The following is a 20421-nucleotide window of genomic DNA, read 5'->3' as shown; positions in this document are numbered from 1 at the left end:
ATGCTCAAGCAAGCATTGAAGGAAAACGGTTTGGTGGCGATTCTGCGCGGCCTGCGTCCCGAAGAAGCTCCGGCCATTGGCGACGAGCTGTATCAGGCGGGCTTCAGGGTCATCGAAGTGCCGCTCAACTCTCCGCAACCGTTCGACAGCATCGGCCTGCTGCGTCAGCGTCTGCCTGCCGACTGCCTGATCGGCGCCGGAACGGTGCTGACCCCTGAGCAGGTCACCCAGGTCAAGGACGCGGGCGGGCAGGTCATCGTCATGCCGCACAGCGATCCAAAGGTTCTGCGTGCCGCCAAGGCAGCCGGGATGTACCTGTCGCCGGGCGTCGCCACGCCGACCGAAGCATTTGCCGCGCTGGCCGAGGGTGCCGATGTACTCAAGCTGTTTCCGGCTGAGCAAATGTCGCCCGCGGTGGTCAAGGCCTGGCTGGCCGTGTTGCCGGCGGGAACGATTCTGCTGCCGGTCGGCGGTATCACGCCGGACAACATGAAGGTGTTTCTCGACGCGGGCGTGAAAGGTTTCGGCCTCGGTTCCGGGCTGTTCAAGCCTGGGATGAGCATCGCCAATGTCGCCGAACGCGCCAAGGCCTATGTGGCGGCCTGGAAACAGCAGGCTTCGTCGCTTTGACCCTGAGCGGCGCGAAAGACGCCGCTGTTCAAACACGCGTATTCAACAAGAGCATTCAAGAAGAGAGCCTGTATTCATGAAAATCACCAAACTGACCACCTTCATCGTGCCGCCGCGCTGGTGCTTCCTGAAAGTCGAGACCGACGAAGGCGTCGTCGGTTGGGGCGAGCCAGTGGTCGAAGGTCGTGCGCACACCGTCGCTGCTGCCGTGGAGGAGCTGTCCGATTATCTGATCGGCAAGGACCCGCGCAATATCGAAGACATCTGGACGGTACTGTATCGCGGCGGTTTCTACCGTGGCGGCGCCATTCACATGAGTGCGCTGGCCGGTATCGATCAGGCGCTGTGGGACATCAAGGGCAAGGCGCTGGGAGTATCGGTCAGCGATCTGTTGGGTGGTCAGGTGCGTGACAAGATCCGTGTCTACTCGTGGATTGGCGGCGATCGGCCCGCAGACACCGCGCGTGCCGCGAAAGAAGCCGTTGAACGCGGGTTCACCGCGGTGAAAATGAATGGCACCGAAGAACTGCAATTTCTCGACACCTTCGACAAGGTCGATCTGGCGCTGGCCAACGTGGCGGCGGTGCGTGACGCGGTCGGTCCGAATGTCGGCATTGGCGTCGATTTCCATGGTCGCGTGCACAAGCCGATGGCCAAGGTGCTGATGAAAGAGCTGGATCCGTACAAGCTGATGTTCATCGAGGAGCCGGTGCTGAGTGAAAACTACGAAGCGCTCAAGGAACTGGCGCCGCTGACCAGTACGCCGATTGCCTTGGGTGAGCGCCTGTTCTCGCGCTGGGACTTCAAGCGCGTACTGAGCGAAGGCTACGTTGACATCATTCAGCCGGACGCGTCACACGCGGGCGGCATCACCGAGACGCGCAAGATCGCCAACATGGCCGAAGCCTACGATGTTGCGCTGGCATTGCATTGCCCACTGGGGCCTATTGCGCTGGCGGCCTGCCTGCAGCTGGATGCGGTTTGTTACAACGCTTTCATCCAGGAGCAGAGCCTGGGCATCCATTACAACGAAAGCAACGACTTGCTGGATTACGTCAAACACCCCGAAGTCTTCGACTACGAAAAGGGCATGGTCAAGATCCCCAATGGCCCGGGTCTGGGCATCGAGATCAACGAAGAGTACGTCAAGGAGCGCGCCGCCATCGGCCACCGCTGGCGCAATCCGATCTGGCGTCATGCCGACGGCAGCTTTGCCGAATGGTGATCTGATCCGCCAGAGCCTGCACATGCCTGACCGTGCCCATGCTTCGTGTGGGCACCTGACAAAAGATTCGCCGCTGAAACACACGACACACAGTCCTCAATAAATCCAAAAAGAGGCTACATGTTCATGCGCACTCGTACGATGGAGGGCGCGGCGTCACTGGTGACACCGTCCCGCAAACGTTTCTTTATCATGGTGCTGTTGTTCATCACCGTGGTTATCAATTACCTGGACCGCAGCAACCTGTCGATTGCCGCTCCGGCGCTGACGTCCGAGTTGGGCATCGACCCGGTTCACGTCGGCCTGATCTTCTCCGCATTCGGCTGGACCTATGCGGCCATGCAGCTGCCCGGCGGCTGGCTGGTGGACCGCGTGCCGCCGCGCATTCTGTACACCGTTGCGCTGATGCTTTGGTCGATTGCCACCATCATGCTCGGCTTCGCCGCCAGCTTCATCGCGTTGTTCGTGTTGCGCATGGCAGTCGGCGCGCTGGAGGCTCCGGCTTATCCGATCAATAGCCGCGTGGTCACCACCTGGTTTCCCGAGCGCGAGCGGGCGACCGCCATCGGCTTCTACACCTCCGGGCAGTTTGTCGGTCTGGCGTTCCTGACGCCGGTGCTGGCGTGGCTGCAGGCCCATTACGGCTGGCACATGGTGTTCGTCGCGACGGGCGGTGTCGGTGTGCTCTGGGCGCTGATCTGGTACGCCGTGTATCGCGAGCCACGTGACTTCAAGGGCGTCAATCAGCAGGAAATCGACCTGATCCGCGACGGTGGCGGGCTGGTGGATATCCAGAAGGACGTCGAAAAACAGAAGCAGGGTTTCAGTTGGCTGGACTTGGGCATCGTGCTGAGCAAGCGCAAGCTCTGGGGCATTTACCTGGGGCAGTTTTGCCTGAACTCCACGCTGTGGTTCTTCCTGACCTGGTTTCCGACCTACCTGGTCAAATACCGTGGTATGGACTTCATCAAGTCCGGCCTGCTGGCTTCGTTGCCGTTTCTCGCAGCGTTTGTCGGCGTGCTGTGCTCGGGTTTCTTCTCCGACTGGCTGATTCGTCGCGGTCATACCGTGGGGTTCGCCCGCAAGTTGCCGATCATTGCCGGGCTGCTGATTTCCACCTCGATCATTGGCGCCAATTTCGTCGAATCCACACCGCTGGTCATCGCGTTTCTGGCACTGGCGTTTTTCGGCAACGGGCTGGCGTCGATCACCTGGTCGCTGGTCTCCACGCTGGCACCGGCACGCCTGTTGGGCCTGACCGGTGGCACGTTCAACTTCATCGGCAATCTGGCGGCGATCGCCACACCGATCGTGATCGGCTTCCTGGCCTCGGGGGATTCGTTCGCACCGGCCATTACCTACATCTCGGTGCTGGCATTGCTGGGCGCGCTGTCCTACATCCTGCTGGTCGGCAAAGTTGAGCGTATCGAGCTCTGATACCCAACACCGATGTCGACGTGTCCCGGCGCTGGCGACGATAATGCCGCCAGCGTCCCGCTCTGATAAGGCTTGTCATGCACAACGAACCGCTTGCTCCCGAAAACTCCTCAGGCAAAGAGCCGGCACCTGCCGGGACCCAGACTCTTTTGCGCGGGCTGGGCGTGGTGCAGGCCGTGGCCCGGGGCGCCCGGGACCTCAAGGAAATCGCTCGCCTGATCGGCACCACACGCAGTACCACGCACCGTCTGGCCAGTTGCCTGGTTGACGAGCGTTACCTGCGGGTGGTCCCGCAAGTGGGTTATCTGCTGGGGCCGAAGTTGATCGAGCTGGGGTTTCAGGCGCGTGAAGAGGTGCCGCTGGCGATGCTGGCCCGGCCCTACCTGGACAGGCTGTCGGAACTGACAGGCGACACCGTGCACCTGGCCGTCCGCGAGGGTGACGATGTGCTGTACCTGCACAAGAATCCGGGCCGCAATGGTCCGGAGATGCGTTCCAGAGTCGGGCATCGCATGCCGTTGGTGCGCACCGGGATTGGCAAGGCGCTGCTGCTGGACAGTCCGGAAAGTGAATGGCAGCGGCTGTATGAGATCAGCTTGCCGAGCGCGGGCAGGCATCCGCTGTGGCCGGCCCATGAGCAGCAGACCTGGGAGCAGTTGCAACAGCGTAGAAAGGAATACGTGGAAGGCGGTTATGCATTCGATCTGGAAGACAACGAACCGTCGATCCGCTGTGTGGCAGCACCGGTGCGTGATGCCAGCCAGCAGATCGTGGCCGGCATCAGCGTCGCCAGTACGGTTCCGTACATGCCCCTGGAGAAAATGGCCGAACTCGTTCCGCTGATCAGGGAGATCGCGGCGGGACTGTCGGCCGAACTGGGGGCTGCCTGAATCAGGCTTTCAAGGTAGCCATGTCGATGACGAAACGGTATTTCACGTCACCGGCCAGCATGCGCTCGTAGGCTTCGTTGATGTTGCGGATGTCGAGCATTTCGATGTCGCAGGTGATGTCGTTCTCGGCACAGAAATCCAGCACTTCCTGGGTCTCCGCGATACCGCCGATCAACGAGCCAGCCAGTACGCGACGGCTCATGACCAGGTTGGCAGCATGCACGGGCGGTTCAACCGGTTCGATCAGACCGACCAGAATGTGCACACCGTCGAAACGCAGGGTCTGCAGGTAGGGGTTCAGGTCGTGTTGCACCGGAATGGTGTCCAGCAGGAAGTCGAAATGGCCGGCGGCGGCTTTCATCTGTTCAGCGTCGGTGGAAACGATCACATGATCGGCGCCCTGACGACGGGCTTCCTGAGCTTTCGACGCCGAGCGGGTGAAGAGGGTGACTTCCGCGCCCATGGCTTTGGCGAACTTGATGCCCATGTGGCCCAGACCGCCCATGCCCAGAATACCGACCTTGTCACCGGCCTTGACGCCGTAGTGTTTGAGCGGCGAGTAGGTGGTGATACCAGCGCACAGGATCGGCGCTGCGGCAGCCGCATCGAGCTTCTCGGGAACGCGCACCACAAAGTGCTCGCTGACTACGATGCTGTTGGAGTAGCCGCCCATGGTGTTGCTGCCATCGACGCGGTCCGGGGTGGCGTAGGTCATGGTCGGACCTTCCAGGCAGTACTGCTCCAGATCCGACTGGCATGCCGAACACTGACGGCACGAATCGACCATGCAGCCAACGCCCACCAGATCGCCGACCTTGTATTTCGTGGCGTTGGCACCGGTTGCGGTGACGCGCCCGACGATCTCGTGGCCCGGCATCAGTGGGTAAACGGCAATGCCCCACTCGTTGCGTGCCTGGTGGATGTCGGAGTGGCAGACGCCGCAATAGAGGATTTCGATGGCAACGTCGTCGGCACGCGGAGTGCGGCGCTCGAAGGTCATCGGGGCGAGGGGGGCGGTGGCCGACTGAGCGGCGTAACCAATGGCTGTGTACATAAATATGACCTCGCGAAATGGTACGGAGAAGAGGCCAACCATTGTCCGCGCGAAGGGCGCACGCCGCTAGGGTGATTCCTCCGTGTTTCATGCCTGATCCTCCGGCGAAAAAAACTTCAGGCCCCTCGGGCGCGCAAATCTGCGATCATGCGGCTGTCTGATTCTCTGCCGGTGTGTTTCCATGTCGCTCACTCATCCTGCCGACGGCAATGCCGTTCTCGTCTCGCTGATCCGCCCGCTGGCGGTACGTCCGGGCTTTGTCGAGACCGCTCTGCCCGAGGTGCGCGTGCTGTCTGCGTTCAGCTACATCGCCAGTAGTCCGCAAATGTATGAGCCTAGCCTGATGATCGTGGTGCAGGGCAGCAAGGTCGCCTGCCTGGGAACGCGCACGTTCGAATATGGCACCGGGCATTACCTGATTCAGGCGCTTTCCGTGCCGTTCAAGTGCGAAACTTTCGCCACGCCGCACAAGCCGCTGTATGGCGTCTCGGTGTGCATCGACCGGGTGCTGCTGGGAGAGCTGGTGCAGGCCATGGGCACGCTGGCGCCGCAGGATTGCCAGCCGCAGACGCCGGAGTCCATGACCTCGGTGTTGATCGATGACGGCATGCGCGACAGCGTCGAGCGTCTGTTGCGCTGTCTGCACGACCCGCTGGAATGTCAGGCGATGGGGCAGGCGCGAGTGCGCGAGGTGGTGTACAGCGCGTTGCGAGGTCCGCAGGCGGGTGTACTGCGTGCACTGGTCGAGCAGCAGGGTCAGTTCGCCCGGATTGCGTCGGCCGTGACCTATCTGCACGAGCATTATGCCGATGCGCTGAACGTCGATATTCTGGCCCGCTGCGCCAACATGAGCACCTCGACCTTTCACGAGCATTTCAAGCGCAGCACCTTGCTGTCTCCGGTGCAGTACCTCAAACGCCTGCGGCTGCTCAAGGCCCAGCAATTGCTGGTGGCAGAGGGTTTGGGCGTGGCGCAGGTAGCGCTGCGGGTCGGCTATCAAAGTGCCTCGCAATTCAGTCGCGAGTACAAGCGTTACTTCGAGCGCAGTCCGGGCGAGGAGAGCGCTTACCTGGGTGTACCGGCCTGACAGAACGCAGAAAGGCTCCCGAAGGAGCCTTTGCGTCTGGCGCGACGTGCTGACTTACATGTTCGGGTAAGTCGGACCGCCAGCGCCTTCGGGTGCCACCCAGGTGATGTTCTGGGAAGGGTCCTTGATATCGCAGGTCTTGCAGTGCACACAGTTCTGCGCATTGATCTGGAAGCGTTTCTCGCCATCTTCCTTGGTGATCACTTCATACACGCCCGCCGGGCAGTAGCGCTGCGCCGGTTCGTCGTACAGCGGCAGGTTCTTGCTGATCGGGATGCTCGGGTCGGTCAGCTTCAAATGGCAAGGCTGCTCCTCTTCATGGTTGGTGCTGGAGAGGAATACCGAGCTGAGCTTGTCAAAGCTGAGCTTGCCGTCGGGTTTCGGGTAGTCGATCTTCTTCGAATCCGCCGCCAGCTTGAGGCAGGCGTAGTCCGGCTTGGTGTCATGCAGCGTGAACGGCAGTTTGCCGCCGAAGATGTTTTGATCGATGAAGTTGAACGCGCCGCCCTTGATCGCACCGTACTTGTGAATCGCCACGCCGAAGTTACGGCTGGCGAACAGCTCTTCATGCAGCCAGCTGGCTTTGAAGGCATCCACGTAGGCAGTCAGGGTGTCGCCGCCTTCCTTGCCGGCCAGCAGCGCTTCGGCAACCGAGTCGGCGGCCAGCATGCCGGACTTCATCGCCGTATGACTGCCCTTGATCTTGGCGAAGTTCAGAGTGCCCAGGTCGCAGCCTATCAGCGCGCCACCGGGGAAGACCATCTTCGGCAGCGAGTTCAGGCCGCCCTTGGCGATCGCGCGGGCACCGTAGCTGATGCGCTTGCCGCCTTCCAGGTATTGCTTGATGACCGGGTGATGCTTGTAGCGCTGGAACTCATCGAACGGCGACAGGTACGGGTTGGAGTAGGACAGATCGACGATCAGGCCGACCACCACCTGGTTGTTTTCCAGGTGATATAGGAAAGAACCGCCGGGATTGGCGTCGTCCAGCGGCCAGCCAGCGGTGTGCACTACCAGGCCCTGTTCGTGTTTTGCCGGATCGACTTCCCAGATTTCCTTGAGGCCGATGGCGTAATGCTGCACGTCGGCTTCATTGTCCAGATCGAAGCGCTTGATCAATTGCTTGCCGATGTGACCACGGCAGCCTTCGGCAAACAGCGTGTACTTGGCCCGTAGTTCCATGCCGGGGGTGTACAGACCTTCTTTCGGATTGCCTTCGCGGTCGACGCCCAGATCGCCGGTGATGATGCCGCGCACCACGCCGTTTTCATCGAACAGCGCCTCTTGAGCGGCGAAGCCCGGGTAGATCTCGACGCCCAGGTTTTCAGCCTGCTGAGCCAGCCAGCGGCACAGGTTGCCCAGGGAAATAATGTAGTTGCCCTGATTGTGCATGGTCTTGGGGACGAAGAAGTCCGGAATCTTGCGGGCGTTCTCGGCATCGCGCAGTACATAGATGTCGTCGCGCTTGACGGGCGTGTTGAGCGGTGCGCCCAACGCCTGCCAGTCAGGGAACAATTCATTCAGGGCGCGGGGCTCGAACACCGCGCCGGACAGGATGTGCGCACCGACCTCGGAGCCTTTTTCCACCACGCAGACGCTGATTTCCTGCCCGGCTTCGGCAGCTTTCTGCTTGAGGCGGCAAGCGGCTGAAAGCCCGGACGGGCCGGCTCCGACGATGACGACGTCGAATTCCATGTATTCGCGTTCCACAGGCTATCTCCTACTCTCAAGGCTCACGGTATTTTTTATGGGTCTCGAAAGACCGACAGGCGGGTGCTTGTACACCGCATGTCTTTTTAAGGCGTGCATTATATCTACACCACTGCGGCGGTCCAATACAAACGTTTGTTTGAATCGGCCGCAGGCCAGATAAATCAAAGAGGCGCGACTCGGGACTGGCCGATTTGGCGTATTGACCGGAAAAGGCGTTGCGGTCAAGATACGGGCGGTTTTGCGTTTGCCGTAGGCTGAAACGGGGTCCACGGAGACCTCTCAAAAGGCATCAGGCGAATGCGGTGCAGGCAGTCAGTCAAGGTCGTCCGGCGCATTTTACACACCCTGCCGGTGCATGACGGGCGGCACCCGGTTTTTATCGGGTTTTGGCGAAGAATCGAATGAAGTCCTGTTCGCCTGCACGAACACGATTGCTTGTTGAGGACACATATCGATCGCCTGGTGCTGCCGGGCGACATCTTTTCACCGGAGAGTGAGGAATCCATGAAGGTTCTTGTAGCTGTCAAACGAGTGGTCGACTACAACGTCAAGGTTCGCGTCAAGGCGGACAACTCCGGCGTCGATCTGGCCAACGTCAAGATGTCCATGAACCCCTTCTGCGAAATTGCCGTGGAAGAGGCTGTACGTCTGAAAGAGAAGGGCGTAGCGACTGAAATCGTCGTCGTGACCATCGGCCCGACCACTGCCCAGGAGCAGTTGCGCACTGCACTGGCGCTGGGTGCCGACCGAGCCGTGCTGGTCGAGTCCGCCGAGGAACTGACGTCCCTGGCCGTCGCCAAGCTGCTCAAGGCCGTTGTCGACAAGGAACAGCCACAACTGGTGATCCTCGGCAAGCAGGCCATCGACAGCGACAATAACCAGACCGGCCAGATGCTGGCGGCACTGAGTGGTTACCCACAAGGTACGTTCGCGTCGAAAGTGGAAGTGACGGGCGACAAGGTTGCCGTGACCCGTGAAATCGACGGCGGTCTGCAAACCGTTTCCCTCAGCCTGCCGGCCATCGTGACCACTGACCTGCGTCTGAACGAGCCGCGTTACGCCTCGCTGCCCAATATCATGAAAGCCAAGAAGAAGCCGCTTGAAGTGCTGACTCCAGATGCGCTTGGCGTCTCCACGGCATCGACCAACAAGACTGTCAAGGTCGAAGCGCCTGCCGCGCGCAGCGCAGGCATCAAGGTCAAGTCGGTGGCCGAACTGGTCGAGAAACTGAAAACCGAAGCGAAGGTAATCTAAATGACGATCCTGGTTATCGCTGAGCATGACAATGCAACCGTAGCTCCGGCTACGCTCAATACCCTCGCTGCCGCCCAGAAGATCGGTGGTGACATCCATCTGCTGGTCGCCGGTTCCGACGTGAGCGCCGTTGCCGAAGCCGCTGCGAAGATCGCTGGCGTGGCAAAAGTGCTGGTGGCTGACAACGCCGCCTACGCGCACCAGTTGCCCGAGAACGTCGCGCCGCTGGTCGTTGAACTGGCTGCCGGTCACAGCCACGTGCTGGCTGCCGCCACTTCCAACGGCAAGAACATCCTGCCGCGTGTCGCTGCGCAACTGGATGTGGACCAGATCTCGGAAATCATTTCGGTCGAATCGGCCGATACGTTCACCCGTCCGATCTATGCCGGTAACGCCATCGCCACGGTGCAGTCCACGGCGTCGATCAAGGTGATCACCGTGCGCGCCACCGGCTTTGATCCGGTTGCTGCCGAGGGCGGTTCTGCAGCCATTGAAGCGGTTTCGGCGGCTCATGATGCTGGCAAGTCGAGCTTCGTTGGCGAAGAGCTGGCCAAGTCTGACCGTCCGGAACTCACCGCTGCCAAGATCGTGGTGTCCGGTGGTCGCGGCATGCAGAACGGCGACAACTTCAAGCACCTGTACGCACTGGCCGACAAGCTGGGCGCTGCGGTCGGTGCCTCGCGTGCCGCTGTCGATGCCGGTTTCGTGCCGAACGACATGCAGGTTGGTCAGACCGGCAAGATCGTTGCGCCGCAGCTGTACATCGCGGTCGGCATTTCCGGCGCGATCCAGCATCTGGCAGGCATGAAGGACTCCAAGGTGATCGTTGCGATCAACAAGGACGAAGAAGCACCGATCTTCCAGGTGGCCGATTACGGCCTGGTGGCGGATCTGTTCGAAGCGATCCCTGAGCTGGAGAAACTGGTCTAAGCCCGGTTCTTCCACTATAAAGAGAACCCGTTCCATTCTGGTGTCATGCACCGCAGTTCATCTGCGCTGCGGATCGCCTGGATGAACGGGTTTTTTATTGAATCGTGAAAGGACTGTTCATGCGCCATCCCAGGCTGCTGTCTTCGCTTCTTATCGGGCTGGTTGCGTGGCCGACGCTGAGTGTTGCTGCCGGCACGTGCGAACGGCTGATTGTCACCGGCAGCCCCGATGCGCCGCCGTATCTGTGGCGCGATCCGCAGGATCCCAAACACCTGATGGGTGCCAATGCCGACCTGCTGAAACAGGTGGCTGGCGAGTTGGGCATCGCCGTCGAGTTTTTGTACGCGGGCAAGCGCAGTCAGGCTCTGGAAGAAGTGCGCACCGGCCGCATGGACTTGCTGGCCGATGCACCCATGAATGCCGCGCAGCTGGACGCGCTGGATTATGTCCACCCCTCCATCGTCCAGAACGATATTGTGATCTGGACGCGCCACGGACATCCCGAGCCGTTTGCAACACTGAGTGATCTGCAAGGGCATGCCGGCGCCATGTCGGACAAAACCCGGCTGACCCCGGCATTCGACGACGCGGTTCGCAAGCATCTGACCCTGGAGCGTGTATCTGGCCTCACGCCTGCGTTTCAAAAGCTGGCGCTGGGTGAGGTGGATTATGTCCTCGCGGGTCGCTATGCCGGGATGGTCATGGTGCAGACGCTGGGGTTGGCCGCAGACCTGACAGCGCGCCCCGTGCCCCTCGACCGGCCTGGTTTGTATCTGGCGTTGTCGTTCAATTCAGCCTGCAACGATTCATGGTTGCGCGGACAGTTGGCGAAAAAGATGACAGAATCGGCCGCCTCCGGCCTTGCAGGTGAAATGATTCGTCATAATCTGGAGCTGTGGAAAGCGCAGTTGCTACAGCCCGCGAGCGCCAGCGCCTTAAACAAGTAGGAATGTTTTTTGTGAGTATTCGTTTTTCAATTGCCGCCGTCGCGGTCGTCACGCTGGTCGGCTGCGCCAGTGACCCGGTGCCGACCGAACAATTTAAACTGACCGAGCAGGCACTGGAGCAAGCCAAGGCCGTCGGTGCTGATGAGCAGCCGGAGCTGGAAACTGCCGAAGCCAAGTTCAGCGATGCTCGCGCAGACATGGCTGACAAATCCTACAAGGATGCCCGAATGAAAGCCGAGCAGGCCGAACTGGATGCCCGTCTTGCCGAGGCGCGCGTGCTGACGCTCAAGAGTCAGGAGCAGATCAATCAGCTCAATACCCGCCTGAACCGATTGCGCAAGCAGCTTGGAGAGGCTCAATGAACCGTCTCCCTCGTGTGTTGAGTGTTTGTCTGTTGGTGGGCTCGGCAGGCCTTTACGGTTGCGCCGGACATCAGAACAGCGATCAGGCCTTGCAGCAGGCCAGCGCCGACTTCCAGAAAGTGAAAGAAGACACCGACGTATTGCGCAGTGCGCCGAAAGACGTGATTCGTGCAGGTGAATCACTGGCCAGGGCCGAGCGCCTCTCCAGCTACCTGGGCAGCAGCGCCGACGTGAGCCATTACGCCTATTTGAGCAGCCGTTACAGCGAGATTGCTCGCGAGCACAGCAATCTGATGCTCAGTCAGGAGCGTCTGGCGAAGATGGAAATGGAGCGCCAGCGCCTGCAGTTGGGGCTGCGCGAGGCGAAGCTGGCCAGCGCCCAGCAGCAGGGCCGCTGGCTCGAGGATCAGATTCTGAGTCTGGCCACCACTCAGACCGATCGTGGTCTGGTCATGACCCTGGGTGATGTGCTGTTCGATGCCGGTCACGCCGAACTCAAAAACTCGGCCAGCCGTACGGTGCTCAAGGTCGTGCAGTTCCTGCAGATCAACCCGCGTCGTGTTGTCCGGATCGAGGGGTACACCGACAGCACCGGGGATCGTCAGGAAAACCTCAAGCTGTCCCGGGACCGTGCGCAGGCAGTTGCGGATGTGTTGATGGATCTCGGTATCGACGAGAAGCGCATTCAGGTCGAAGGGTACGGCCAGCAGTTCCCGGTCGATGCGAATGCCTCCGAACGCGGGCGAGCGCAGAACCGTCGCGTCGAAATCGTGTTCTCCGACGAAAAAGGACTGCTGGGCGCGCCTCGATAGCTCTTCATCCTCGTCGCCAGTTCCGCCGCCCGGTCTTTCGCTAGCCGGGCGGTGTCCCGTCTGTTTTCACACTCACCCGGTTTATTTTTCCGCACAGCCGACAATCTCTGGCTGGAGGCGAAACTGTTCCAGTACACTTCATGACTGTATAGGTCTTCATTACGTCTGTTTTTACAAAAATAAATAACCGGTCCTCATGAGGCTGTGTCCATGACCAATCTTTTGCTCTATCAGCGCATCGCTCAGCAGCTGGCCGAGGACATCCGTCGAGGTGTCTATCAGCCGGGCGAGCGGGTGCCGTCGGTCCGCAAGATGAGCTCGCAGCTCAATGTCAGTCATGCAACGGTGTTGCAGGCTTACGCGAACCTTGAAGATCAGGGGTTGATACGGGCGCGGCCGCAGTCGGGTTATTACGTCCATCAGACGCCTGCGCTGACTGCCTCGACGCCGGACATCGCCCGTGTCGAACGTCCAAGCCTGGTCACGCGTAGCAGCATTATCCAGCAGGTACTTGAAGAGTCACGGCGCGAAGGCGTGTTCGCGCTGGGCGCGGCCGTGCCTCACGTGGATTATCTGCCTGTCCGCGCATTGCATCAGCAGTTGGCCAAGGTCACGCGTTTTCACAGCCCGCGCGCATTCAGTTACATGTTCAGTCCGGGTTTCGAGCCATTGCGCCGACAGGTCGCCATCCGAATGCGTGATGCGGGCGTGGTGGTCGATCCATCCGAGGTGGTCATTACCCACGGGTGTGTCGATGCGCTGCAAATGGCGTTACGCGTATTGACCCGGCCTGGGGATCTGATCGCCGCTGAATCGCCGGCGTACTACGGGTTGCTGCAACTGGCCGATCTGCTCGGCCTGAAAGTCATCGAGATTCCGAGTGATCCTGCTACCGGCATCAGTCTGGAGGCCTTGCAACTGGCGGCCAATCAGTGGTCCATCAAAGCGCTGGTGCTCACGTCGCGATTGAGCAATCCGCTGGGCGGCACCATGCCGGAGGAGCGACAGAAGAACCTGTTGCGACTGGCGTCGGATTTCGACATCCAGGTCGTCGAAGATGACGTCTATGGCGAACTGATGTTCGAAGTGGGGCGCACCAAAGCGCTCAAGGCGTTCGATCGGCTGGGGCGGGTGATTTACTGCTCCAGCTTCTCCAAGACCTTGTCGCCCGGTGTGCGCATTGGCTGGATGATCGCGGGTAAGTATCAGGCCGAGATCCAGCGACTGCAGACGTTCAGTACGCACTCGGCCTGCAGCGTGACGCAGATGGCGATTGCCGCCTACCTTGAAAATGGGGGGTATGACCGGCATCTGCGATTCATCCGGCTGGAGTACCGCAAGAACCTGAGCGCCTATCAGTTGGCCGTGCAGCAGTCGTTTCCTGAAGGAACGCAAATGAGCAGGCCGACCGGTGGGTTTATTCTATGGGTCAGTCTGCCCGGACGGGTCAATACGCAGGAGTTGCATGTCAGGGCGCTGGAGCAGGGCATCAGCATCGCGCCCGGACTGATCTTCAGCAATACCGAGCAATTCAACCATTGTATCCGGCTCAATTGCGGGATGCCTTGGAACAGAGAGGCTGAGCGGGCACTGATGACGCTAGGGATGTTGGCCAGGCAATTGTGTCAGGAAGTGATTCCGTCGTATTGAACGCGAGCTGATTTTCGTCGATTGTCTGGAACTCTTGGCTTGTCATGTAGGCCTCAAAGGCACAGCATGTAGCTCTTTCGGCTTTGCCACTGTCTTGTCTGATTTTTTTGCCTATGAATATGTTTCGCTGTTTAGGTCTTGCGGTCATCGTGTTGCTGAGTGCGTGTGATGCTCAGGAAACGCCGGTGCCCAAACCGAAGACTGAAAGCAGTGTCCCTGCGCCAGTATCGTCTCCAGTGACCTCCGAAGCGCGTTCGACCAGCGATTCGCCGCGCGAATCGGTGGTGACCGATGCGGCTTCCGAAAAGTCGCCTCCCGTGACTACTCATCAGTTGATGCCCAATATTCCGGTAACGCCCGTTGTTGCAGGCAAGGAAGCTTCCCGGCCGGTCGCTCCACGGCCGATTCAGGAGGTGCCTGCGACGGGAAAATCGACATCGAAACCGACTGCAGCCAAGGCTGCGACAGCCAGGCGTGATGCGGCAGCCAGCACTAAGGCGGGCAAAGAGACAAAGTCTAAGGATGTGCGCATCAATCGGCCGAAGCTGGACCTGAGCCTGCCACCTGAGCTGGTCAAGCAGCTCGATCCGCCGGCCAATGTCATTACTGCCAAGCGCAAACCGATTCTGCCGCAGATGTTCGGTGGCGAATCCTCGGGTGATCCGAGCCCCTTTGAGTTGAATGGTCGCTTGCTGTCCAACGAGATGCAGCTGCAAATGCGGAACGACAACCGTCGCGACGTCGAAGGTGCCGCGCTGGATTTCAAATTCAAGCAGTAAGGCCTTATTCATCGTCCGGAACGCCATTTCCAAGCGGTCGTGTTGATGGGTACTATTTCATTTCTTTTCAACCATTCAGCAAGGGTCAGGGTCATGGACTGCCGCTCTGGTTGCGGTGCATGCTGCATCGCGCCTTCCATTACATCGCCGATACCTGGCATGCCGAATGGCAAGCCCGCAGGTGAACGCTGCCTGCATCTCTCTGTGGAGTTGCTCTGCGGCCTGTTCGGTCGCCCGGATCGGCCGGCAGTCTGCAGTCAGTTCAAGGCTGCCGATGATGTGTGTGGGGTTGATCAGGCCGATGCGATCCGTCTGATCGGCTGGTGGGAAAAAATGACTGCAGTTGCCTGAAAACTGCTGCCGAGCACAATTGTTTTACCGGAATCTCAACAATAAGGAATAAGACAATGGGTCCGCTGTATCGCATGGCTGTAGCGTGTGGCTTGACTGTAATGCTGGTGGGTGCTGTTCAGGCTGAGGACTGGCAGGTGGCCAAGGATGAGGACGGGATTCAGGTTTCGCTGAGCGATGTGCCGGGCTCCAAATACAAGGCGTATCGTGGGGTGACCACGATCAATGCCAGCGTCAAGAAGCTGCGGGCTCTTCAGGAAGATGTCGCGGGTGCCTGCGCATGGATTCATGAGTGTCAGTTGCAGAAGGTGCTCAAGTATGACGGCAACAAGGCCTGGACCTACACGCGCTTCAATACGCCATGGCCGGTAACGCCGCGTGACTCGGTGTTGCTCATTACCACGCAGGAGGGCGCCGACGGCAGCTTGACCCGCAATCTGGAAGAGCAGCCCGATTACATTCCTCAAGAGAAGGGGTATGTGCGTGTGACCGAGGTCAAAGGTTTCTGGAAACTGGTGCCCAAAGGGCCGAACCAGACCGAGGTGACCTATCAGGTACACACCGAGCCGGGCGGCAGCGTGCCGTCCATGCTGGCCAACAAGTTTGTCGTGGATGCACCCTTCAATACGCTTAAGGCATTGAGGGAGAGGGCGGCCGCGCAGTAGCGCGTCTTTGTCCTGATGCAAAAAGGGCTGCCACCGGCAGCCCTTTTGGTATGCGCGTGTTGCGCTTACTTGCGGTCTTTCAGCTCGACGATGTCGCGCTGCACGTTGCCGGTGTACAGCTGGCGCGGGCGACCGATCTTGTAGGGGCTTGAGAGCATTTCCTTCCAGTGCGAGATCCAGCCGACGGTCCGCGCCAGGGCGAATATCACGGTGAACATGCTGGTTGGAATGCCGATGGCCTTCAGAATGATGCCCGAATAGAAATCCACGTTCGGGTACAGCGAGCGTTCGATGAAGTAAGGGTCGGTCAGGGCGATCTCTTCCAGGCGCATGGCCAGTTCGAGTTGCGGATCGTTGTTGATGCCCAGTTCCTTGAGGACTTCGTCGCAGGTCTGCTTCATCACGGTGGCGCGTGGGTCGCGGTTCTTGTAGACGCGGTGGCCGAAGCCCATGAGCTTGAACGGATCGTTCTTGTCTTTGGCCTTGGCGATGAAGGTGTCGATGTTCGAGACATCGCCGATTTCATCGAGCATGGTCAGCACGGCCTCGTTGGCGCCGCCGTGAGCCGGGCCCCAGAGTGCCGCGATGCCAGCTGCGATACAGGCGAACGGGTTGGCGCCCGAGGAGCCTGCCATGCGCACGGTGGAGGTGGATGCGTTCTGTTCGTGGTCGGCGTGCAGGATGAAGATCTTGTCCATCGCCTTGGCCAGCACCGGGCTGATCGGTTTGATCTCGCACGGGGTGTTGAACATCATGTGCAGGAAGTTTTCGGCGTAGCTGAGGTCGTTGCGCGGGTACATCATGGGCTGGCCCATGGAGTACTTGTAGACCATCGCGGCGAGGGTCGGCATCTTGGCGACCAGGCGTACGGCGGAAATCTCGCGGTGCTGCGGGTTATTGATGTCCAGCGAGTCGTGATAGAACGCTGAAAGTGCGCCGACTACGCCGCACATGACCGCCATCGGGTGAGCATCGCGGCGAAAGCCGTTGAAAAAGGTCTTGAGCTGTTCGTGGACCATCGTGTGGTTCTTGACCACGGCAACGAACTGGGCTTTCTGCTCGGCGGTTGGCAGTTCGCCATTGAGCAGCAGGTAGCAGGTTTCCAGGTAGTCGGACTGCTCGGCCAGTTGTTCGATCGGGTAGCCGCGGTGAAGCAGGATTCCGTTGTCACCATCAATGTAGGTGATCTTCGACTCGCAAGAGGCGGTCGACATGAAGCCCGGGTCGAATGTGAAGCGGCCGGTGGCGGTGAGACCGCGTACGTCGATCACGTCCGGACCCACTGTACCGGTCAGAATTGGCAGCTCGACGGGGGCTGCGCCCTCGATGATCAACTGCGCTTTTTTGTCAGCCATGTGGCCTCCTATTTATGCTTCAAATCATCAGACAGGCCCCCCACGCAGGGCCCGCATCACTATAGTGAGATAAATTCTAAAGTCAATTTGCCTAAAGTCGTGTTCCAGAAGGCCCTGGCGCAGATTTTTCCACGCTCGTTTCCTGCCGTTTACGCCTTTTATGTGATGAGCGCAATCCGCTATTGGCGGTAAGTCTGTGCGTTGTCATTAGTAACCTAACTGTCTATACTCGGCGTCCGACCGCCGGGGGCTTTTGGGCCTGTTCGAAGGGGGTCGTCACTTCCTGGGTGGTGGGTACCTGACCAGTGCACTTCCCAACAACTTGCCCTGATTGTTAGGGGCTCTTCAGTGTGAAAAAAGCCGTGAATAGCCAACGACCTGTAAATCTAGACCTAAGGACCATCAAGCTCCCAGTCACTGCTTACACGTCCATCCTTCACCGTATCTCCGGTGTCATCCTCTTTGTCGGTATTGCAATCATGCTGTATGCAATGGACAAGTCGCTGGCGTCCGAAGAAGGCTTCGGTGAAGTAAAAGCGTGTCTGACCAGCCCGCTGGCCAAGCTTGTCATCTGGGGGCTGCTGTCTGCCCTGCTGTATCACCTGGTGGCCGGTATCCGTCACCTGATCATGGACACGGGAGTGGGCGAGACGCTGGAAGGCGGCAAGCTGGGCTCCAAAATCGTTATCGCGGTTTCCGTGGTACTGATTCTGCTGGCAGGAGTATGGATATGGTAACCAACGTCACCAACCTTTCACGTTCGGGCCTCTATGACTGGATGGCACAGCGTGTTTCTGCGGTCGTGCTCGCGGCTTACTTCATTTTCCTGATCGGATACATGGTCTTTCACCCGGGTCTGAGCTACGCCCAATGGCATGATCTGTTCGCGAACAACTGGATGCGCATCTTCAGTCTGCTGGCCCTCGTTGCCCTTGGCGCTCACGCCTGGGTCGGCATGTGGACCATCGCGACCGACTACCTGACGCCGATGGCGCTGGGCAAGTCCGCGACTGCAGTCCGTTTCCTGTTTCAGGCGGTATGTGGCGTTCTGATGTTCGCCTACTTCGTCTGGGGCGTGCAGATTCTTTGGGGTATCTGATTCATGGCTAATACAAACACACTTTCCTTCGATGCCATCATCATTGGCGGCGGCGGTGCCGGCATGCGCGCTGCGCTGCAACTCGCTCAGGGCGGTCACAAGACTGCCGTGGTCACCAAGGTCTTCCCGACCCGCTCGCACACCGTGTCTGCCCAGGGTGGCATCACCTGTGCCATCGCTTCGGCCGATCCGAACGATGACTGGCGCTGGCACATGTACGATACCGTCAAGGGCTCCGACTACATCGGTGACCAGGACGCTATCGAATACATGTGTTCCGTAGGTCCGGAAGCGGTCTTCGAACTCGAGCACATGGGTCTGCCGTTTTCCCGTACAGAACAGGGCCGTATCTACCAGCGTCCGTTCGGCGGTCAGTCCAAGGACTTCGGCAAGGGTGGTCAGGCTGCACGTACCTGCGCCGCAGCCGACCGTACCGGTCACGCGCTGCTGCACACCCTGTATCAGGCCAACCTGAAGGCCGGCACCGTATTCCTGAACGAATACTATGCAGTGGATCTGGTGAAGAACCAGGACGGCGCGTTCGTCGGCATCATCGCCATCTGCATCGAAACCGGTGAGACCTCGTACATCCGCGCCAACGCAACCGTACTGGCGACCGGTGGTGCAGGCCGCATCTACTCGTCGACCACCAACGCCCTGATCAATACCGGTGACGGCATCGGCATGGCGCTGCGTGCCGGTGTGCCGGTTCAGGACATCGAAATGTGGCAGTTCCACCCGACCGGTATTGCCGGCGCAGGTGTGCTGGTCACCGAAGGTTGCCGTGGTGAAGGCGGTTACCTGATCAACAAGCACGGCGAGCGTTTCATGGAGCGTTATGCGCCTAACGCGAAAGACCTTGCCGGTCGTGATGTCGTGGCGCGTTCCATGGTCAAGGAAATCATCGCCGGCAACGGTTGTGGTCCTGACGGCGATCACGTGATGCTCAAGCTCGATCACCTGGGTGAAGAAGTGCTGCACAGCCGTCTGCCGGGCATCATGGAGCTGTCCAAGACCTTTGCCCACGTCGATCCGGCTACCGCGCCGATTCCTGTAGTACCGACTTGCCACTATATGATGGGCGGCGTTGCCACCAACATTCACGGTCAGGCGATCACTCAGGACGCCACCGGAACGGATCAGATCATTCCGGGTCTGTTCGCAGTAGGCGAAGTGGCCTGCGTATCGGTTCACGGTGCCAACCGTCTGGGCGGTAACTCGCTGCTCGACCTGGTGGTCTTCGGTCGTGCCGCAGGTATTCACCTGGAGCAGGCGCTGCGTGAAGGCGTTGATTACGCCCGTGCGTCCCAGTCCGACATCGATGCCGCTCTGGCGCGCCTTGCCGGCCTGAACGAGCGCACCACCGGCGAAGACGTTGCCTCACTGCGTAAAGAGCTGCAGAGCTGCATGCAGAACTACTTCGGTGTATTCCGTACCGGCGAATACATGCAGAAAGGTATCGCTCAACTGGCGGACCTGCGTCAGCGTATCGCCAACGTCAAGATCAACGATAAGAGCCAGGCGTTCAACACTGCCCGTATCGAAGCGCTTGAACTGCAAAACCTGCTGGAAGTTGCCGAAGCCACGGCGATTGCCGCAGAGCATCGTAAAGAGTCTCGCGGCGCACACGCCCGTGAAGACTTTGAAGATCGCGATGACGAGAACTGGCTGTGCCACACCCTGTACTTCCCGGGTGACAAGCGCGTAGCCAAGCGTGCCGTGAACTTCTCGCCGAAAACTGTTCCGACTTTTGAGCCTAAGATTCGGACTTATTAAGGGGTGACCGATATGTTGCAAGTCAGTGTTTATCGTTACAACCCTGAGCAGGACGCTGCGCCGTTCATGCAGGAATTTCAGGTCGATACCGGTGGCAAGGACCTGATGGTGCTGGACGTGCTGGCCCTGGTCAAAGAACAGGATCAAGGTTTCTCGTATCGTCGCTCCTGCCGCGAGGGCGTCTGTGGCTCCGATGGCATGAACATTAACGGCAAGAACGGCCTGGCGTGCATCACGCCGCTGTCTGCTGTGGTCGCCAAGGGCAAGCTGATCGTACGTCCGCTGCCTGGCCTGCCGGTCATTCGTGACCTGGTCGTCGATATGAGCATCTTCTACAAGCAGTACGAGAAGGTGAAGCCATTCCTGCAGAACGACACGCCGGCTCCGGCCATCGAGCGTCTGCAG

21 protein-coding genes are annotated in these 20421 nt (G+C 59.6%); 18 read left to right on the top strand and 3 right to left on the bottom strand.

Features of this window, described 5'->3' with window-relative positions; all coding sequences use genetic code 11:
* From BZK31_RS14285 to BZK31_RS14270, 4 genes are all read left to right on the top strand, one after another.
* Positions 1 to 630 (top strand): 2-dehydro-3-deoxy-6-phosphogalactonate aldolase, encoded by a 630-nt coding sequence (locus BZK31_RS14285; protein WP_083183614.1) that lies wholly within the window; start codon positions 1 to 3, stop codon positions 628 to 630.
* Positions 569 to 1855, top strand: a complete 1287-nt coding sequence (dgoD, locus tag BZK31_RS14280; RefSeq protein WP_341865293.1) for a galactonate dehydratase — start codon at positions 569 to 571, stop codon at positions 1853 to 1855. Before BZK31_RS14285 ends, dgoD begins: the two co-directional genes overlap by 62 nt.
* A gap of 126 nt (positions 1856 to 1981) precedes the next feature.
* Positions 1982 to 3292 (top strand): MFS transporter, encoded by a 1311-nt coding sequence (locus BZK31_RS14275; RefSeq protein WP_083183640.1) that lies wholly within the window; start codon positions 1982 to 1984, stop codon positions 3290 to 3292.
* A 77-nt stretch (positions 3293 to 3369) separates the two neighbouring features.
* Positions 3370 to 4182 (top strand): IclR family transcriptional regulator, encoded by an 813-nt coding sequence (locus tag BZK31_RS14270; RefSeq protein WP_083183612.1) that lies wholly within the window; start codon positions 3370 to 3372, stop codon positions 4180 to 4182.
* A 1-nt stretch (position 4183) separates the two neighbouring features.
* On the opposite strand, the gene BZK31_RS14265 is transcribed toward BZK31_RS14270, so the two are convergent.
* Positions 4184 to 5236, bottom strand: coding sequence for an NAD(P)-dependent alcohol dehydrogenase (locus tag BZK31_RS14265; RefSeq protein WP_083183611.1), 1053 nt, complete (start codon positions 5234 to 5236; stop codon positions 4184 to 4186).
* A gap of 181 nt (positions 5237 to 5417) precedes the next feature.
* On the opposite strand from BZK31_RS14265, the gene BZK31_RS14260 reads away from it, so the two are divergent.
* A complete protein-coding gene (locus BZK31_RS14260) occupies positions 5418 to 6323 on the top strand; it encodes an AraC family transcriptional regulator (protein ID WP_083183610.1) in 906 nt (301 codons plus the stop codon).
* Positions 6324 to 6377: 54 nt separating this feature from the next.
* Here BZK31_RS14260 and BZK31_RS14255 read toward each other — a convergent pair whose 3' ends face one another.
* A complete protein-coding gene (locus tag BZK31_RS14255) occupies positions 6378 to 8033 on the bottom strand; it encodes an electron transfer flavoprotein-ubiquinone oxidoreductase (protein ID WP_083183609.1) in 1656 nt (551 codons plus the stop codon).
* A gap of 507 nt (positions 8034 to 8540) precedes the next feature.
* Between BZK31_RS14255 and BZK31_RS14250 the strand changes: the two genes are divergently transcribed.
* The 9 genes from BZK31_RS14250 to BZK31_RS14210 all read left to right on the top strand — a co-directional run bounded on the left by BZK31_RS14250 (position 8541) and on the right by BZK31_RS14210 (position 15786).
* Entirely contained in the window at positions 8541 to 9290 is a 750-nt protein-coding gene (locus BZK31_RS14250; protein WP_083183639.1) for an electron transfer flavoprotein subunit beta/FixA family protein, read from the top strand.
* Positions 9291 to 10220, top strand: coding sequence for an electron transfer flavoprotein subunit alpha/FixB family protein (locus BZK31_RS14245; RefSeq protein WP_083183608.1), 930 nt, complete (start codon positions 9291 to 9293; stop codon positions 10218 to 10220).
* A 119-nt stretch (positions 10221 to 10339) separates the two neighbouring features.
* Positions 10340 to 11167, top strand: coding sequence for a substrate-binding periplasmic protein (locus BZK31_RS14240; RefSeq protein WP_083183607.1), 828 nt, complete (start codon positions 10340 to 10342; stop codon positions 11165 to 11167).
* 11 nt (positions 11168 to 11178) lie between these two features.
* The gene (locus BZK31_RS14235; protein WP_083183638.1) at positions 11179 to 11529 is read left to right on the top strand and encodes a DUF4398 domain-containing protein; all 351 of its coding nucleotides are present in this window, start codon (positions 11179 to 11181) and stop codon (positions 11527 to 11529) included.
* On the top strand, positions 11526 to 12341 hold the full coding sequence (locus BZK31_RS14230; protein WP_083183606.1) for an OmpA family protein: 816 nt from the start codon (positions 11526 to 11528) through the stop codon (positions 12339 to 12341). Before BZK31_RS14235 ends, BZK31_RS14230 begins: the two co-directional genes overlap by 4 nt.
* A gap of 210 nt (positions 12342 to 12551) precedes the next feature.
* Entirely contained in the window at positions 12552 to 13991 is a 1440-nt protein-coding gene (locus BZK31_RS14225; RefSeq protein WP_083183605.1) for an aminotransferase-like domain-containing protein, read from the top strand.
* A gap of 113 nt (positions 13992 to 14104) precedes the next feature.
* A complete protein-coding gene (locus BZK31_RS14220) occupies positions 14105 to 14770 on the top strand; it encodes a translation initiation factor 2 (RefSeq protein WP_083183604.1) in 666 nt (221 codons plus the stop codon).
* Between the two features lie 93 nt (positions 14771 to 14863).
* A complete protein-coding gene (locus tag BZK31_RS14215; protein WP_083183603.1) occupies positions 14864 to 15121 on the top strand; it encodes a YkgJ family cysteine cluster protein in 258 nt (85 codons plus the stop codon).
* Positions 15122 to 15177: 56 nt separating this feature from the next.
* On the top strand, positions 15178 to 15786 hold the full coding sequence (locus BZK31_RS14210) for an START domain-containing protein (RefSeq protein ID WP_083183602.1): 609 nt from the start codon (positions 15178 to 15180) through the stop codon (positions 15784 to 15786).
* 65 nt (positions 15787 to 15851) lie between these two features.
* Here the strand turns inward: BZK31_RS14210 and gltA are convergent, their stop codons facing one another.
* Entirely contained in the window at positions 15852 to 17141 is a 1290-nt protein-coding gene (gltA, locus tag BZK31_RS14205) for a citrate synthase (RefSeq protein ID WP_083183601.1), read from the bottom strand.
* Between the two features lie 350 nt (positions 17142 to 17491).
* Between gltA and sdhC the strand changes: the two genes are divergently transcribed.
* The 4 genes from sdhC to BZK31_RS14185 form a co-directional block, all read left to right on the top strand.
* Complete coding sequence (gene sdhC / locus BZK31_RS14200) at positions 17492 to 17878, top strand: succinate dehydrogenase, cytochrome b556 subunit (RefSeq protein WP_004882581.1); 387 nt, start codon at positions 17492 to 17494, stop codon at positions 17876 to 17878.
* The gene (gene sdhD / locus BZK31_RS14195; protein ID WP_004882580.1) at positions 17872 to 18240 is read left to right on the top strand and encodes a succinate dehydrogenase, hydrophobic membrane anchor protein; all 369 of its coding nucleotides are present in this window, start codon (positions 17872 to 17874) and stop codon (positions 18238 to 18240) included. Before sdhC ends, sdhD begins: the two co-directional genes overlap by 7 nt.
* A 3-nt stretch (positions 18241 to 18243) precedes the next feature.
* Complete coding sequence (gene sdhA / locus BZK31_RS14190; RefSeq protein WP_083183600.1) at positions 18244 to 20016, top strand: succinate dehydrogenase flavoprotein subunit; 1773 nt, start codon at positions 18244 to 18246, stop codon at positions 20014 to 20016.
* A gap of 12 nt (positions 20017 to 20028) precedes the next feature.
* On the top strand, positions 20029 to 20421 hold a 393-nt coding region (locus tag BZK31_RS14185; RefSeq protein ID WP_244182685.1), incomplete at its 3' end, for a 2Fe-2S iron-sulfur cluster-binding protein.

Origin of the sequence: Pseudomonas floridensis (assembly GCF_002087235.1) — a bacterium.
Lineage (GTDB): Bacteria > Pseudomonadota > Gammaproteobacteria > Pseudomonadales > Pseudomonadaceae > Aquipseudomonas > Aquipseudomonas floridensis.
Note: the sequence above shows the minus strand (reverse complement) of the source record. Positions and strands in the feature narration are given on the sequence as shown.

Bases quoted from the DNA above. Each gene is read 5' to 3' on its own strand.
- sdhA (WP_083183600.1), top strand. From the start codon at position 18,244: ATGGCTAATACAAACACACTTTCCTTCGATGCCATCATCATTGGCGGC.
- BZK31_RS14275 (WP_083183640.1), top strand. From the start codon at position 1,982: ATGCGCACTCGTACGATGGAGGGCGCGGCGTCACTGGTGACACCGTCC.
- BZK31_RS14265 (WP_083183611.1), bottom strand. From the start codon at position 5,236: ATGTACACAGCCATTGGTTACGCCGCTCAGTCGGCCACCGCCCCCCTC.
- BZK31_RS14260 (WP_083183610.1), top strand. From the start codon at position 5,418: ATGTCGCTCACTCATCCTGCCGACGGCAATGCCGTTCTCGTCTCGCTG.
- dgoD (WP_341865293.1), top strand. From the start codon at position 569: ATGTCGCCGAACGCGCCAAGGCCTATGTGGCGGCCTGGAAACAGCAGG.
- sdhD (WP_004882580.1), top strand. From the start codon at position 17,872: ATGGTAACCAACGTCACCAACCTTTCACGTTCGGGCCTCTATGACTGG.
- BZK31_RS14245 (WP_083183608.1), top strand. From the start codon at position 9,291: ATGACGATCCTGGTTATCGCTGAGCATGACAATGCAACCGTAGCTCCG.
- BZK31_RS14270 (WP_083183612.1), top strand. From the start codon at position 3,370: ATGCACAACGAACCGCTTGCTCCCGAAAACTCCTCAGGCAAAGAGCCG.
- BZK31_RS14210 (WP_083183602.1), top strand. From the start codon at position 15,178: ATGGGTCCGCTGTATCGCATGGCTGTAGCGTGTGGCTTGACTGTAATG.
- BZK31_RS14285 (WP_083183614.1), top strand. From the start codon at position 1: ATGCTCAAGCAAGCATTGAAGGAAAACGGTTTGGTGGCGATTCTGCGC.
- BZK31_RS14240 (WP_083183607.1), top strand. From the start codon at position 10,340: ATGCGCCATCCCAGGCTGCTGTCTTCGCTTCTTATCGGGCTGGTTGCG.
- BZK31_RS14220 (WP_083183604.1), top strand. From the start codon at position 14,105: ATGAATATGTTTCGCTGTTTAGGTCTTGCGGTCATCGTGTTGCTGAGT.
- BZK31_RS14215 (WP_083183603.1), top strand. From the start codon at position 14,864: ATGGACTGCCGCTCTGGTTGCGGTGCATGCTGCATCGCGCCTTCCATT.
- gltA (WP_083183601.1), bottom strand. From the start codon at position 17,141: ATGGCTGACAAAAAAGCGCAGTTGATCATCGAGGGCGCAGCCCCCGTC.
- BZK31_RS14230 (WP_083183606.1), top strand. From the start codon at position 11,526: ATGAACCGTCTCCCTCGTGTGTTGAGTGTTTGTCTGTTGGTGGGCTCG.
- BZK31_RS14225 (WP_083183605.1), top strand. From the start codon at position 12,552: ATGACCAATCTTTTGCTCTATCAGCGCATCGCTCAGCAGCTGGCCGAG.
- BZK31_RS14250 (WP_083183639.1), top strand. From the start codon at position 8,541: ATGAAGGTTCTTGTAGCTGTCAAACGAGTGGTCGACTACAACGTCAAG.